Source organism: Mesorhizobium sp. M2E.F.Ca.ET.209.01.1.1 (assembly GCF_004010375.2).
In the GTDB taxonomy this organism is placed as follows: domain Bacteria; phylum Pseudomonadota; class Alphaproteobacteria; order Rhizobiales; family Rhizobiaceae; genus Mesorhizobium.
Genome location: NZ_SADP02000008.1, coordinates 236,464 through 250,533 on the forward strand (window position 1 = coordinate 236,464; position 14,070 = coordinate 250,533).

General features: G+C 60.0%; 9 protein-coding genes and 4 pseudogenes. 6 read left to right on the plus strand and 7 right to left on the minus strand.

Annotated features, from left to right (window positions below):
• The first annotated feature begins 650 nt into the window (after nt 1-650).
• From EN852_RS41695 to EN852_RS17350, 4 genes and pseudogenes are all read left to right on the plus strand, one after another.
• Entirely contained in the window at nt 651-923 is a 273-nt protein-coding gene (locus EN852_RS41695; RefSeq protein ID WP_024505391.1) for a hypothetical protein, read from the plus strand.
• Between the two features lie 276 nt (nt 924-1,199).
• A pseudogene (locus EN852_RS17340) lies at nt 1,200-2,504 on the plus strand (pitrilysin family protein); the annotation flags it as partial.
• A gap of 549 nt (nt 2,505-3,053) precedes the next feature.
• Nucleotides 3,054-3,779: pseudogene (locus tag EN852_RS43335) on the plus strand (pitrilysin family protein); the annotation flags it as partial.
• A 405-nt stretch (nt 3,780-4,184) separates the two neighbouring features.
• Entirely contained in the window at nt 4,185-5,660 is a 1,476-nt protein-coding gene (locus EN852_RS17350; RefSeq protein WP_126102500.1) for an NAD-dependent succinate-semialdehyde dehydrogenase, read from the plus strand.
• A 787-nt stretch (nt 5,661-6,447) separates the two neighbouring features.
• On the opposite strand, the gene EN852_RS17355 is transcribed toward EN852_RS17350, so the two are convergent.
• Entirely contained in the window at nt 6,448-6,963 is a 516-nt protein-coding gene (locus tag EN852_RS17355; RefSeq protein WP_245329899.1) for a DUF2285 domain-containing protein, read from the minus strand.
• Nucleotides 6,964-7,756: 793 nt separating this feature from the next.
• On the opposite strand from EN852_RS17355, the gene EN852_RS17360 reads away from it, so the two are divergent.
• Nucleotides 7,757-8,212 (plus strand): transposase, encoded by a 456-nt coding sequence (locus tag EN852_RS17360; protein ID WP_281015810.1) that lies wholly within the window; start codon nt 7,757-7,759, stop codon nt 8,210-8,212.
• A gap of 98 nt (nt 8,213-8,310) precedes the next feature.
• A complete protein-coding gene (locus tag EN852_RS17365; protein WP_126097374.1) occupies nt 8,311-8,784 on the plus strand; it encodes a hypothetical protein in 474 nt (157 codons plus the stop codon).
• A 403-nt stretch (nt 8,785-9,187) separates the two neighbouring features.
• On the opposite strand, the gene EN852_RS17370 is transcribed toward EN852_RS17365, so the two are convergent.
• From EN852_RS17370 to EN852_RS17390, 6 genes and pseudogenes are all read right to left on the minus strand, one after another.
• Nucleotides 9,188-9,817, minus strand: coding sequence for a hypothetical protein (locus EN852_RS17370; RefSeq protein ID WP_126097373.1), 630 nt, complete (start codon nt 9,815-9,817; stop codon nt 9,188-9,190).
• Between the two features lie 192 nt (nt 9,818-10,009).
• Nucleotides 10,010-10,320 (minus strand): annotated as a pseudogene (locus tag EN852_RS42380) (ATP-binding protein); the annotation flags it as partial.
• Nucleotides 10,321-10,330: 10 nt separating this feature from the next.
• Nucleotides 10,331-10,864 (minus strand): annotated as a pseudogene (locus tag EN852_RS42385) (IS21 family transposase); the annotation flags it as partial.
• A 54-nt stretch (nt 10,865-10,918) separates the two neighbouring features.
• The gene (locus tag EN852_RS42390; protein WP_245460175.1) at nt 10,919-11,104 is read right to left on the minus strand and encodes a hypothetical protein; all 186 of its coding nucleotides are present in this window, start codon (nt 11,102-11,104) and stop codon (nt 10,919-10,921) included.
• Between the two features lie 1,200 nt (nt 11,105-12,304).
• Nucleotides 12,305-13,621, minus strand: coding sequence for a HipA domain-containing protein (locus EN852_RS17385; protein WP_126063913.1), 1,317 nt, complete (start codon nt 13,619-13,621; stop codon nt 12,305-12,307).
• Nucleotides 13,611-13,949 (minus strand): helix-turn-helix transcriptional regulator, encoded by a 339-nt coding sequence (locus EN852_RS17390; RefSeq protein WP_167498459.1) that lies wholly within the window; start codon nt 13,947-13,949, stop codon nt 13,611-13,613. The genes EN852_RS17385 and EN852_RS17390 overlap by 11 nt, the downstream gene beginning before the upstream one ends.
• Between the last annotated feature and the right edge of the window lie 121 nt (nt 13,950-14,070).

Consider the following 14,070-nt stretch of genomic DNA (forward strand, 5'->3'; position numbering starts at 1 on the left):
CAACAGTCTGAAAGCTGCAAGCGGCATGCGAAAATGGGGCGATCCTGAATGACGACAGATGCTATCAACATGAAAGAGGCTCGCCCTGAAAGCTGAGCACGCTTTATGCTCAGGCTGCTGACAAGGCCAAAGCAGCGTAAGTGCGTAGTGAAATCCAAGGTCCACATGGGTCGTCGCGCGTCCCGTGCGCCTGGGAAGGCGCCGGCCCGGCCAAGCTTTCCCAGCTCGTCCGCATGATGCTTCGCTGAGCGTCAATGGACGTTGGCGCGAGACCAAGGCGTCGTGCGTTGCAATCCGGACGGTCCAGGGTATCAGGAGTTTCACGGCCTCGGCCCGCTTGGCTGGCCACAGTTGAAGCTCCAACGTACCGGCTGGCACCGGGAAATTGGGCTCTGCGCTGCCTCAACGCTGATGGCACGGTCAATGCTTGCCTACCGATGGGGCCGCCCATGCCGTGATGCTGTCGGTCGACGTTCGCAAACCAGACCCTCGCGAGACCCAGCGAAGGGGCTCGCCGGTACGACGAGGGACCTTACCTCTTTATGCGCGGCATCATTATCGAGGATGACATGTTGCCTTACACGTCGTCCCTCGCGCTCGGGTCTTTGTGGGGCGGATGAAGTCCTGATCGCGGTGGCACTGCTGCATGTTTGCGTAAGACCCATCCAGTCACGATCGCGCTGTCCTTCGATGTCGCGGTGCTGATAGGCGGGCAGATCGGTGTGCGCGGCGCCCGCCAAAGGATCGTCGTCACGCCGGAGGAGGCGAGCGTCATAGCCGGCGCGCCGGCGAAAGGCGCTTTCTGTCGGATGCCCGACAATGTCGGATATCGCAAGTATCAAGGTTGGATCAAACCTTGCGAATCGGGGCTTTCTTACTTGGCACGGGGCATGCTCAGGTATCCGCAAACACCCAATGGATAACGAGCAGACTTCCCATGGCCTCACCATGCCGAAAGTTTCCCGGACGCATCCAAAGATGAGGCTCGCGTCAGGCCCAGCAACACGCTGACGGCTCATGTGGCTCGGCGTCGCGTGCCGATCCACTTTCTCCCAATAGGCGTTCGGGAGACATAGATCCTTCAAAATGAGGAACAGATCACTTTGCCAGGAACGCAGCCCATAACCCCACTCTCCCTACCAGAACTACCAAGCAAGCCCCGCACTCATGGGCTTCGCAGGACGTCCGTTGCGTCCGAGTTGGTCGGCGCGGGGCCGGCTCCGATCCCCGTCGCATGGGAGGACGGCAAGGCGAGGGATTTCGTGCTCGACAACGGCATGGAGGTGGTCGTCATTCCCAACCACCGGGCGCCGATCGTCACCCACATGGTGTGGTACAAGATCGGCAGCGCCGACGAGCCGCCGGGCAAATCCGGCATCGCCCATTTCTTCGAGCATCTGATGTTCAAGGCGACGACCAACCATGCGGGCGGCGAATTCGACCGCGCAGTGTTCGAGATCGGCGGCTCCAACAACGCCTTCACCTCCTCCGACTACACCGCCTTCTATCAGACAGTGGCGCCGTCGGCGCTCGAGCTGATGATGAGCTTCGAGGCCGACCGAATGCGAAACCTCATCCTCACCGACGATGTCGTCAAGACCGAGCGCGACGTGGTCATCGAGGAGCGCCGCTCAAGCACCGACACCAACCCGCAGGACGTGCTCCATGAGGAGATCGACGCGACGCTGTGGCAGAACCAGCCCTATCGCATCCCGATCATCGGCTGGATGCAGGAGATCGAGCAGCTGAACCGCGTCGACGCCACCGCCTTCTATGAAAAATACTACTGGCCCAACAACTCCGTGCTGATCGTGGCCGGCGATGTCGAGCCGGAAACGGTGAAGGTGCTGGCCGAGAAGACCTATGGCAAGGTGGCGCGCGGGCCCGACCTGCCGCCGCGCATCCGGCCGGTTGAGCCCGAGCAGAACACCAGGCGCACCGTCACGCTCTCCGACGCCCGCGTCAGCGTGCCCAGTTTTTCGACGCAGTGGGTGGTGCCGTCTTACCATACCGCCAAGCCGGGCGAGGCCGAAGCGCTCGACCTGCTGTCCGAAATCCTCGGCGGCGGTAACCGCAGCCGGCTTTACCAGGCGCTCGCTGTCCAGCAAGGTATCGCTTCCAGCGCCTGCGCCTATTTCCAGGGCACCATGCTCGACGACACCAGGTTCGCCATCTATGGCGCGCCGCGCGGCGATGCCAAGCTGGCCGATCTCGAAGCGGCGGCCGCTGCCGAAGTCGCTCGCATTGCCAAGGATGGTGTCAGCAGCGAGGAACTGGGCAAGGCCAAGGAGCGCTTTGTGCGCGATATGATCTTTGCCGAAGACGACCAGGACGACCTCGCCTGCATCTACGGCTCGACGCTGGCCACCGGCGGCACCGTGAAAGATGTCGAGGAACGGCCGTCTCGCATCCGCAGGGTTACCGCCGCGCAAATCAAAGCAGTTGCCGCCCGCTATCTCGCGTTCGACCGTTCGACCACGGGCTATCTCTTGCCCAAGACGGAGAATCAAGAGATGACGCTCGGCGCTCAGCCCCATGCTGCGATGAACATCCAGGAGGTGAAGTCCGAAAAGGGCATCATCGCCTGGCTGGTGGAGGACCACACAGTGGAAATCGTCAACATCGGCTTTGCCTTCAACGGCGGCACCACGCAGGACCCGGTCGGGAAGGAGGGGATGGCCAAACTGATGGCCGGCCTGTTCATCGAAGGCGCTGGCCATTACGACAGCGATGCCTTCCAGGTGAAGCTCGACGATGCCGGCGCCGAAATGAGTTTGGACGCGCAAAGCGACGACATCTACGGATCGGTGTGCATGCTTTCCAAAAAGCAGGACGCCGCGTTCGGCCTGCTTCGGCTCGCGCTGAACGCGCCGCGCTTCGACCAGGGGCCGATCGATCGCGTCCGCGCCGAGATTGTCTCCGGCATCGTCGGCAGCGAGCGAGACCCTGGCGCAATCGCTCAGCGCAAATGGCTGCGCGCGATCTACGGCGCGCATCCTTGTTCAAGGCCGGGAGAAGGCACAAAAGAGAGCCTCGCCGGCATCACGCCGTCCGACCTCCTCGCCTTCCACCAGGCCATTTTCGCTCGCGACGGGCTCCATATTGCCGTGGTGGGTGACATTGACGCGAACACGTTGAGGGAAAGGCTTGACCAGCTGTTTGGTGATTTGCCTGAGCAACAAACCCTCGTCCCCGTCTACGATGTCGCGCCGAAACTCGGTCAACTGGTGGAGGAGAACTACGACCTGCCGCAGACTTCGCTAACGTTGGCCTGGCCTGGCGTGAAGCGTAGCGCGCCGAATTTCTACGCCGCCGTGCTGATGAACGACATCCTTGGCGGCTCATACTTGACTTCCCGCCTTTACGAGGAGGTACGCCAAAAACGCGGCCTTGCCTATCACGTCAGCTCTGAACTGACCCTTGACAAGCTTCTGGTTACGACAGAGACACGCTCGGATTGCGCCGCCCAAACGCTGAGCATCGTGCGAGAGGTGGTAAAGCAGATGGCGCAGCAAGGACCGACCGGGGCCGAGCTCAAGGCGGCGAAGAAGCACCTGATCGGCACCTATGCCATTGACCGTCTGGGCTCGACCAGCTCGATTGCAGACCGGCTCCTGGATTTGCAGATTCAAAATGCCGACGTCGACTACAACCAGCGTCGCGCCCGCAGCATCGGTCGGGTGACGCTCAAACAGGTCAAGGCGGCGGCCAAGAAGCTGCTTTCGGCCGAGCCCGCCATTTTGGTGGTCGGCCCGCCGCTGGGCGGCAAGGATGAGTAAAGAAACTCATCTCGCCTTCCTTCTTCCTTGGGGCTTCTCGTGGGAAGAGCGAATATGGAGGCCGGTGGGCCAAGCAGATCATGCAGACCCGCGGAGTCGTTTCGCGGGCCTTGCGCGGCATTGGCGGTCCAGGGGCCTCTCGCCGAAAAGGCGCTCCTCAGCATGCATGCCGCCTTTTGCAGAATACACTCGCACGCCACCAGCAGGCAGCGGGTGGATGAAGCAAACATCCGGCTGCTCAATCCATCAACTGATGAACCGCGGGCACTCAAACTAACGGAACTGTTGTCGTATGTTTGGTCTACCAACTGCTTTGCCGAGGCCCTAGGACGAACCCGCTGGTGCAGAATACACACCGACGGCCTGTCGACCTGGATGTTCGCTGCGTTGAGGAGGAATCCGGTATTGCCCCTGTGCCTGCCGATGATCCGCCGTCTGAAATCCCCGCACCTGTTTGGAGCCATCGACCGCCTGCCGGCACTCGGCAGACCGGTTGGCAATAAGACGTTCGAGGTCGTCAATCCGTCGACCGGCGAAGTTTTGGCAGAGCTTCCCGATATGGGCGTGGAGGAGACACGTGCTGCGGTAGACAAGGCCTATGTTGCGCAGTCGGGATGGGCCGCGTTGACTGCCCGAGAGCGTAGCGACGTTCTTTGGCGATGGCATCAGCTGATCATCGACCATGCAGGCGATCTCGCCGCGATTCTGACCGCGGAAATGGGCAAGCCGCTTGCCGAAGCCGTGTCAGAGGTATCGCATGCGGCGGCGTATCTGCAATGGTATGCCGAGGAGGCCAATCGCGTCTATGGCGAGACGATCTCGGCACCCTCGACAGACCGCCGAATGCTAGTGATCAAGCAGCCCATCGGCGTTGTTGGCACGATCACGCCATGGAATTTCCCGGCCTCCATGGTGGCGCGCAAGATCTCGCCGGCCTTGGCTGCGGGCTGCACGATCGTGCTCAAGCCCGCTGAACAGACGCCGCTCGTGGCTGGCGCAATGTTCGCCCTTGCCCATCAGGCCGGCTTTCCCGATGGCGTGGTCAACCTGATCTATGCGTCCGAAGGTGATCGCGTCGGCCGTGAACTCTGCACCAATTCCAAGATCCGCAAGATCAGCTTCACCGGTTCGACCGAGGTCGGGCGGCTGCTGATGCGTCAGTGCTCTGACCAGATCAAGAAGGTTAGCCTTGAGCTCGGCGGCAACGCACCTTTCATCATCTTCGATGATGCCGACATCGACGCTGCTGTTGACGGTGCGATCCAGGCGAAGTTTCGCAATGCCGGCCAGACCTGCGTTTCGGCGAACCGTATTTACGTCCAATCGAGCGTTCACGATGAGTTCGTCAAGAAATTCGTGGAGAAAGTCCGGCACTTGTCGGTTGGCGACGGATTCGGTGCCGGAGTAGACATCGGACCGCTCGTCGACAGGCATGCTCTGGCCAAGATCGAGTCTCACATCGCAGATGCCATTGCGAAAGGCGGCACAATACGATGTGGGGGCCAACGTATCGGCAAGAATGGCACGTTTTTCGAACCCACGGTCCTCACCGAGATTTCCAGCGTCATGGCAGTCGCGCAAGAGGAGACATTCGGGCCGCTCGCGCCGATCATTCGCTTCAACGATGCGGATCAGGTCGTGCGCGAGGCCAATGACACGATCTACGGCCTCGCCGCATACTTCTATGCCTCAAACCTGAAGCGGGTCTGGCGTGTGGCAGAGGCTCTGGAATATGGCATGGTTGGCATCAACACGGGACGCATGTCCTCGGAGGCGGCACCGTTTGGCGGGATCAAACAATCCGGCATCGGGCGGGAGGGTTCCCGTCATGGCCTCGAGGACTATCTGGAAATGAAATATCTTTGCATGGGCGGGATTTGAAACCTGCTGCACTGTCTCTCCGCCCCACCGGGGGGCGGCCTGCGGCCAATGCCGCCACCTAATTGGAAGTTCCAAACGCCGTTGACCTGAAACACGGATGCCCGGCAGGAGACTGAGCTCGCTGCCGGGCCGGACATGCCTTGGGAGGGCATAAGTCAGCGCTCCTAGGGCCGATGGGCCACTCAGTTCGTGCGCCTTTTGCCGATTGCGTTGCATGTGCCGTGCCAAGCCAAAAAGCATTGATAAACCGCCGATGGATCAGCTTTTGCCCTGTTGCGCATTCTACATTGTGGGGATATGCGACAATGCCCAAGCGGTTGAATCGTCGTGTTGCAGACCCCCAGACGGGTCATGACTGCTGTTCTTAGGACAGTGCGCAGCAAGCCGCTACTCGCTGCACTCCAGGCACACCATTTCCATAATCAAGCGGTGGGTGCTATGTCTGACCGAGCTGTCGACCAGGGAGCGGTGTGAGGCCTCAAATCCCTCCATATTGTTGCACCCGCCGGTCCAACAGGACTGCAGGTCCGGACTCAAAGGATCTTGGCTGCTATGGCGACATTGCGGTGCACGCCGCTTTCCGACCAATGATGTGCGTCCAGGTCGAGGCCGGCCCTAATGAACCACCGCCTTGGCACCCTCGCCCATCTCATTGCGGCATCGACAAGCTAGACCAGAGCGCACCTTGCAAGGCGCCATGCAGTCCTGTCGGCGGGCGAACTGTTGGTGACGGGTACAGCTGCGAGCGAACGTTCATCCACCGACGCACAGCGCGGACTGTCGCTTTTCAAATTAGGAAATCTCTGTAGCCACCATTCATGAGCGCGCGGCCACGCGAGACGGCCCGACGGATGCGGTCGCGCAGATGATCGCGAGGATCCGCCCAGTCGGCATGGACGCGCCGTTGACCGATGAGAACTTCGGCGAGCTCGCGATGAGGTGCTCCGGCGAGCGAACCGTCGAGCGCACGAAGAACGAAGGACAAACGGACGCCGCGCTTTTCCGGCGCAAACAAGCGGGGGGGCAACTGTTGCCCTAGACTGAGAGCATTGAGGCACTCCAGTCCCCTCAGTCGATGCTTTAAAAGCACCGCGGGCCAGATGGCTTGCGTATGCAGGCAAACAGGGTGGAGGATATTCGCGCCCGAGACGGCGAGCTGCAGCGCGTGGTCCGCATTGCGAAGAAGAACATGCTGGCTCTTGTCGGGCGCCAGCAGGACGGTTGCACGACAGGGCAATGCCGAGAGTTCGAACGGCGGTGTCGGCGACGAGGCAGGCAACCGTTCCGCAATGACCGGCAGCACATGGACGCACCAGAGCGGACACCAGAATACGACCGAAGCGCGGCCACAAGACTCCGCGAAACAGAACACCCCAGCGTGACAGGTCGCCGGCCGACGCGACCATATCGAGAAAGGATTGGAGAGACCAAGTCTTGCAATGCTGGCGCGCAGCGGTCAGATCGCGCTGGAACGCTGGATTGCGGCGTAAGAACTCCCAAGCCCACTCCCGCAGCGTCAGGCCAGCGGTGTAGTCGTATGATCTTTCATCCCGCCAATCGGCCTGATCCGCGCCAGTCAGGAGATTCATGACTGACATCCCCTGCCCGCGCCTGCGTGCGTCGAAACATTATGCCACTTCGCAAAGCATCGGCGAAGGCAGCAGACGTCGAAGACCCCGTTTCGTTGAAGCGTCAGCCATCGCCACTGTCGGCGACAGAAGATGTGCCCAAATTGCCACCAGACCGTCGAACTGGCACAGCGACGGCCAGCGCGACCTGGAATTGATCCCGTAACGGTCATCGGCTCCTGCGTCGCGATCCAGACGTCCCTTGAAGGCGCAGTAGCGCGGCAGTGGATCGCACGCTGCTTGTCGGCAAGTTGTCGTAGCGGCGGCGCCATAGGCACGGTCATCGGAGGGTCTCCTGCGGCAAGTTTTCGCCATTGGAGGCCAATCTCCCCGCTAGGGCAGCCTGTGCAGTTGCACAGGTGAAGCGGATCAATCAGGGGGAGCCATGGCGGAAACTGGATGATGGCGGCTTGAGGAGAGCGGCGTATCGAGGCGGGTGATGAAGCCTGCCAGTACCTCTCAAGGAGAGTGATACGCCATGAACGAGACTATCAACACATTGTTCGCCTTCGTCAGCCCGACGAAATCGATGATACCCTGACGGATGTACTTCGCAGCGGCGCGCGCAAATTGCTTGCGCATGCGATCGAGATGGAGGCCGAGGCGTATGCCAAGGCGGTCGACTGCCTGACGAAAGATCAGAATGCGTCGCTGGCGCTCTACGATTTCCCCGCCGAACACTGGGATCATCTGCGAACGTCCAATCCCATCGAAAGCGTCTTTGCAACCGTTCGCTATCGCACGGTTCGCACCAAGGGCTCGCTATCCTCGAAAACCGCCCAGCTGATGGTCTTCAAGCTGTTGGCCGCGGCCAGGAAGTGGCGACGATTGAAAGGACAAAATCAGTTGCCGAAACTCATCGCAGGTGCCAGGTTCCTGGACGGAATCCAGGTCATCGAAACGAAGCCGCAGAGCGCCGCTTGATCAGCCTCGTCGCCCAAATTCCAGCATAGCTCCATCGGAACTGCCAGCCTTCCTTGCCGATCAGGCGCATATCAGCGCTGACGATACCGAGGACGGCGATGGCGATCACCTCCAGGCCGCCGAGTAACGACCCTCAAAACACCGCACTGGTCGAGGCCAGCCTGAACCGGTATCTTGTGCCTGCCCTCGGGAGTCGCTCTATCCACCATGTGATCGACACCGACATTGCTAACATCACCAAGAAGATCGTCGCCGGGGGTCACCCGCAAAGGGCTAACACGGCCTTCTGGTATATGCGGGCATTTTCAACTGGTATCGCAAACCGCCGCAACGGCTCATCGCGGTTTCCCGCGAGGGTTTGGAAAATTAGGTATCCGGCCCCGATCGTCAAGCGCAAGCGAGTGGTGAACGATGCCGAACTGGCGGCTATATGGACGGGCTGTGAGCCCGAACCGGGCGATATCGGCTATTCGTTCGGCTCCATCGTCAAGCTGCTCATGCTGACCGGACAGAGGCGTACGGAAGTTGCCGCGATGCATTGGTCTGAACTCAACCTTGAAGCCGGAACATGAGAACTATCGGGTGACCGCACGAAGAACGAAGAGCCTACGCTTATTCCGCTGTCCACACTGGCGGTGTCGGTCCCCCAGTCGGCACCGAAGACTAATGACACGTTTGTTTTCCCTGCCAGGGTCAACAAAAAAAGCCACTTCTCAGGCTACGCGAAGGGCAAGAAGGCTCGAGACGGCAAGGTCAATGTTGACGGGGTGGCTTTGGAGAACGGGACCCTTCACGATCTGCGCAGGACGCTCGCGACAAATCTCGGCAGGCGGCAGGTATTGCCACACGTCATCGAGCACATAGTGAACACAAGGCGTCGTCCCTGAGACATTGGCGAAATCTACAATCTCTTTAGCAACGTCAAGGAGAGGCGCGAGGTGTTGCAGATGTGGTCAAATCACATCGAATGGCTGATCAAGCAGGCTGCGGATGACGCTCTGGCGGCGTAGCTGCTGGCATGGGCGGAAGATGCGGCGCAACAATCGTCAGAGCCTCATCGAATTGGAGATCATGCTTGACCAGCAAATGCGCGGCCAATGCTTCGATGGCTGACCAGTGATCGAGTACTAGCCGGGCCGTGCGATCTTCGATCCGCCTCCAACGGGGGCGGCGCGGCATCAGGAACCGCAACTCACCATAGATTCGCTTGGCATCCGCGTAGTCGCTGCTCCCGTCATTCCCATCGGACGCATTCATCGCCATATCGCGCGGGTCCAGATAGCCTTCGAATGCGGATTCTGCAAAAGGACCTGCCAGACACGCAACTATCTCTTGGATCGCACAATCGCGTTTCAAATATCGATCCATATCGTCCTCGAAAATCGGCTTTCGCTTCGAGGTGACTCCTTGCGCTGAATAAAAACCCGCGCCTTCGACAACACCACCGCACTCTCCGTCACCGGCGTCGGGGTAAATACTAACACTTGAGAAAGCAGGGAGTTCACGGTCGTCGTCGAACACCTGACGGTGCAAAACGATGGCGGCCACCGCGTGCCCGGCTTCGTGATGCGCCACAAGCGGCAGATATTGGGAGGCTACATTCATGCGGTGCGGCTCTCAGGTCTAGTTTGCTTTTGCGCATAGGACCGCAATTGTCGTGCCAACTGGGAAAATCGTTTCGGGCAATGCGATCGCTCCGATAGCGTTGTGCCTCCTGTCTGACATTGTTGGGAAGTCGACACGCGCCCGTCGCAATGCGGTCGACCTTCCGCGCGAGTTGGGTGACCCGTGAAGGCGGCCGACCAGGACGATGTTGCGCTGATCGGCGACGAAGGCGCCGCCGGGCGAGATCGCGCATCAGGGGGTGACCGGCGTGTCGGCGAAGTCGAAGTCGTCGATGTCCTTGGCCAGCGGCAACTTGGCGACAGCGAACTGGTATTTGATGGAGCGGGCCTGCTTCTCCGATATCTCGGCCTGCAAGAGATCACCGACAATCCTGGGCTCGTGCCGTCGCTTGATGGCGACGCGCCCATGATCTCGTCATAGGCTCTGCGCATTCCGTAGAGCTTCAGCGCTCCCATCAGTTCCAGTACCTCGGTGCGTTCCATGGCTGTTTGTCCTCCTGAGACTGTCATAGCGGGCGCAGTCGGCGACCGCTCGTGAGCTAGCTTCAGCGCCTGGGGAATGGAAAGGATCGTGCCCGGCGCCGGATCGCGGCTGCGGGCCAGGATGTTGAGGATCACCGGCGCCGACGATGCACCGTGCTCGATGGCTTCCTGACAGGCGGCCTCGACCGCGCTCAATCCGTCGGTCAGCACCCAGGTGAGGATCAACACCATCTGCCGGTCGACGTCATCAACCGCCTTGAGCTGCGCCGCACCTTCTCCATTGCCGACCGCAGGACCCAGCTAAGGAACGGCGCGCGCCGTGTGCCAGGGATCGTAGACGACCTCGTTGCGGCCAAAGGAGCGAACGTGTTCTCCCACGACCACGCCATCCTCTGGCGGATGCGATCCGATCGACATAAGCATGGATCTCGACGGGCCGACCGACGGCACTCGACAGCACCGAGTATTTGTTGTTGTCGAAGCGCACCGTGCAGGTCTTCGACACCGACGGGGGAATGCAATGGAAGCCGTCGAAGCGACCGGCAGCCGCTCCCGCTGCGGCTTGGCCGCATTCGCCGACAGCAGCCGGTCCCGCGTCTCACGCCAGGCTCCCATGCGGGGAGGGCTGGTGCTTGCGCTCGTAGCGGAACTCCGTCTGCTCAGAACGCAGGACCTTGCGCACCACCTTGCGCGAGATCTTCAGCTCACGGCAGATCGCCTTGATCGACTTCCCCTGGACCAGCGACAGCCGACGTATCTTTGCAATCGTCTCTAAAACCAACATCCAAAACACAAATGCCTCCGATCAAGCCGGAGGCATCTTGATGACCCCATCGTTAAAGGGTCCCGTTTGGACGAAAATCACCCTTTAAACAGGGTCCCCATTCCACGAAAAATCAATGCACTACCTTCCAAAGCTGCGAGAGATCGCCACCGACCGCTTTGAAGGGCCTTTCGGCGGTCTCGTCAGCGAGGTTGTGGCATGAAGAAACATCAATCCACAGCATTGGGCCGAAGCATGCCACGGGCTCATGCCGCGGGAGAGCGGGAAGATATTCTTGAAAGAAGCGGTCTCCGACATCAATACCGACAGGATGGGCAGCTTTCTCACATCACTTGAGGTCGAGCGTGGCAGTTGCGACCCGCAATGCAAGGCTGGCGGCGATGCATGCCTTTGCGCGGTTCCTGATTTCGGAGCACCCCGAATATTAGGATACGCTGCAACTGGTGGTGACACTTCCCTTCAAGAGAGCGCGTGGGTGGCACCTGTCGAATATCTCGATGAGCCCGGAAATCAAGAGCGTCCTGGCGCGTATCGACCGCCGCACGCCTTCTGGACAGCGGGATTACGCTCTGTTTTCGCTGATGTTCAATACGGATGCACGAGTTCAGGGATCCTGACTCTTCGATTGTGACCTTCGTCTGGTATCGCCCTGTCCCGCCGAGCAAAGCAACGACCGCCCCACACTGCTCACCCGGTTCGGTGTTCGATACTTGCTGCGCACACATGGCTGCGGGCGAAGGAACCACCCTGGCGGAAAAAAGCATCCATCATCGCCCTTTGCGGGACACGACGGCCATCCACCTCGTCAAGGCGGGTGTTGACATCGCCACCATCAGTCGATGGCCAGGCCACTCGGGCTGAACTAACGATGCGCTACGCCCAGGCCGGTATCGATATGAAGCGGCAAGCGCTCGAACAAGTCTTCCCCGACGTGATGTCATCGGCAAAAGATCAGACGATCATCGCTTTGATGGCTGGATGTTTGGCTGGCTGCACCGCTTGTAGACGCTCAGTTATGTGGAGTTGTATCGCGGGAAGTCGCGCGTCTTGGGCTTTTGCGATGTCAGCTCCACATCTCTCCGCAGTGCACGTTGTCACTGTTGAAGAGCCGTTTGTTCAATCTTCGTCCTGGCACGGCAAGGGTTGTCCATATTGTGGGCGTCTTACGCTTGCCGAGCTTGTCCGAAATCCAGCGCCGGATCAGGCGTGAACACTGTTGCGTAGTTCGTCAGCCAGAGCGCGGAGAACGTCGGCGCTTCCTTCCAGCGCCGTAAAAGCGTAGGGATTGAGGAACTGTCGGCCCCAGAACAGATTGCGATCTGTGCCGGATAGCGTAGCTTCCTCGCTAACACGCGGCCAATTCTCCGCAATGCATCGGAGCTGGCCTTCAACAATCGCAAGAGCTTCCGGCGCGCTGAGCAGGAAGTGATGCGCGGCTTCAAGGCAGGACGCTATCCGGCTCATGCGGTTATTGCCGCTGATGAGCATGGCCTGGCTGGCCTCCTGGCCACTGCGGGCCTGCGGACAAATATCGTACGCAGGCGTGAGGGTGAGCTTAGCCCCATCCCAGAATGCCGCATGGTTGCGGGCATGATCGTCGGTGTTGCCGCAAAGTATGTTGAAGACAATGCGGCTGAATAACTCGCGCAGAGTTTCCGACGGCGCGGTGAATCGGTGGCGAATGATCTCCGCCAAATCCTGGTAGCTGGCGTAACGCGCCATCATCTCATCGAGCGCGAGCATCGTCAGCGCTGAGACCATGGATTTGCGTTGCCAGCCGCCCGTGACCTTGATCCGGTCGAATCGCTCGACGAGCAACACGTCGTTGCCTGCGGCGCGAACGAGCGAGACGGATGCCGCTCTGATGCCGCACAAGGCGGCAAGCCGCATGGCTATGAATTCTCCTTTGACGACGCTGTAAAGGTCGGCAGACGAGGAAAATTTCGCGACATGCTTGACGGCGTCATCCTCGATCAGCGCCTTTGGCCTTGCGCCGCCGATCGAGCTGCCGTGATGCAGCGCCTGATCTAATTCGGGGGTGAGCGGAATACCTTTCTCTACCCGCTCCGCCGATTGGACAAGCTCTTCGAGAGTGGCATTGGCCAGTGCGCGCGGCTCGTAATTCGTGGGCGAAAACTGAAAATCGAGCGCGCCGATGCGGTCCGAGCCTGATTCCAGCAGGAACGTCAGTTCTGAAATATCGAGCCGCGCGATTTCATCGCCCTTCACACCGAATTTGCGGTTTAGGATAACCCGTCGTCCCCAGGCATCGGGGGCAGCATCGCGGATGCATCCCGGCATGGTTAGGCCAGGAAGCAAAGGCAATTCGCCTGCCTTCAGGGGCAGTTCCGGGAGATAAAGCGGGATCGCGCTGCCCAGTTCACGAAAGCTCCTGCCATAGTTGAAGCTGACGAGTCCGTCATGGGCATATAGCCGCCCGGCGACAACCGGCGCGGTCTCGCCCGGCAGCCAGACCCAGACATAGGCTTCGTCGTACTTGGGGACCTTAGAACTCATCGACGATCTGCTTGCCGGCCTTGTAGACGTGCTTCGGCAGCAGCGCGATGCGATCGTCAATGCGGCCTGTGAGGGCTGTGATGCCATTGCCGTCGGCATCGAACAGCTTCACACCGACAATGGCAGCAGCTTCGAACATCAGTCCGATTTCGACTTTGGGATCGCCCTTCTCGATGCGCTGCAGGGTGCTGCGTGAAACACCGATTCTCTCGGCTAACTCCTGTGCGGTTAATCGGTGCTGCATCCGGCCCAGCCGGATGGTCTTACCGAAAAGGCCAAGCGCTTCCATCGCGTAGCGCGAATAGGTGCGTTTATGCGCTGCCGTCATTCGGGTCTCCGTGACCTATGCATGATCCATATCACCATCTTTCGACCTTTATATAGGTAATGTCGCAGAGCGACTGCCAAAGTCAAGACTCCGTATCGTATGACTCAATCCCCCTGATTCG

Excerpts from the sequence above, each read along its gene's own strand:
- EN852_RS17365 (WP_126097374.1), top strand. The coding sequence starts at position 8,311 with ATGGCGATCACCTCCAGGCCGCCGAGTAACGACCCTCAAAACACCGCA.
- EN852_RS17370 (WP_126097373.1), bottom strand. The coding sequence starts at position 9,817 with ATGAATGTAGCCTCCCAATATCTGCCGCTTGTGGCGCATCACGAAGCC.
- EN852_RS42390 (WP_245460175.1), bottom strand. The coding sequence starts at position 11,104 with ATGTTGGTTTTAGAGACGATTGCAAAGATACGTCGGCTGTCGCTGGTC.
- EN852_RS17385 (WP_126063913.1), bottom strand. The coding sequence starts at position 13,621 with ATGAGTTCTAAGGTCCCCAAGTACGACGAAGCCTATGTCTGGGTCTGG.
- EN852_RS17390 (WP_167498459.1), bottom strand. The coding sequence starts at position 13,949 with ATGACGGCAGCGCATAAACGCACCTATTCGCGCTACGCGATGGAAGCG.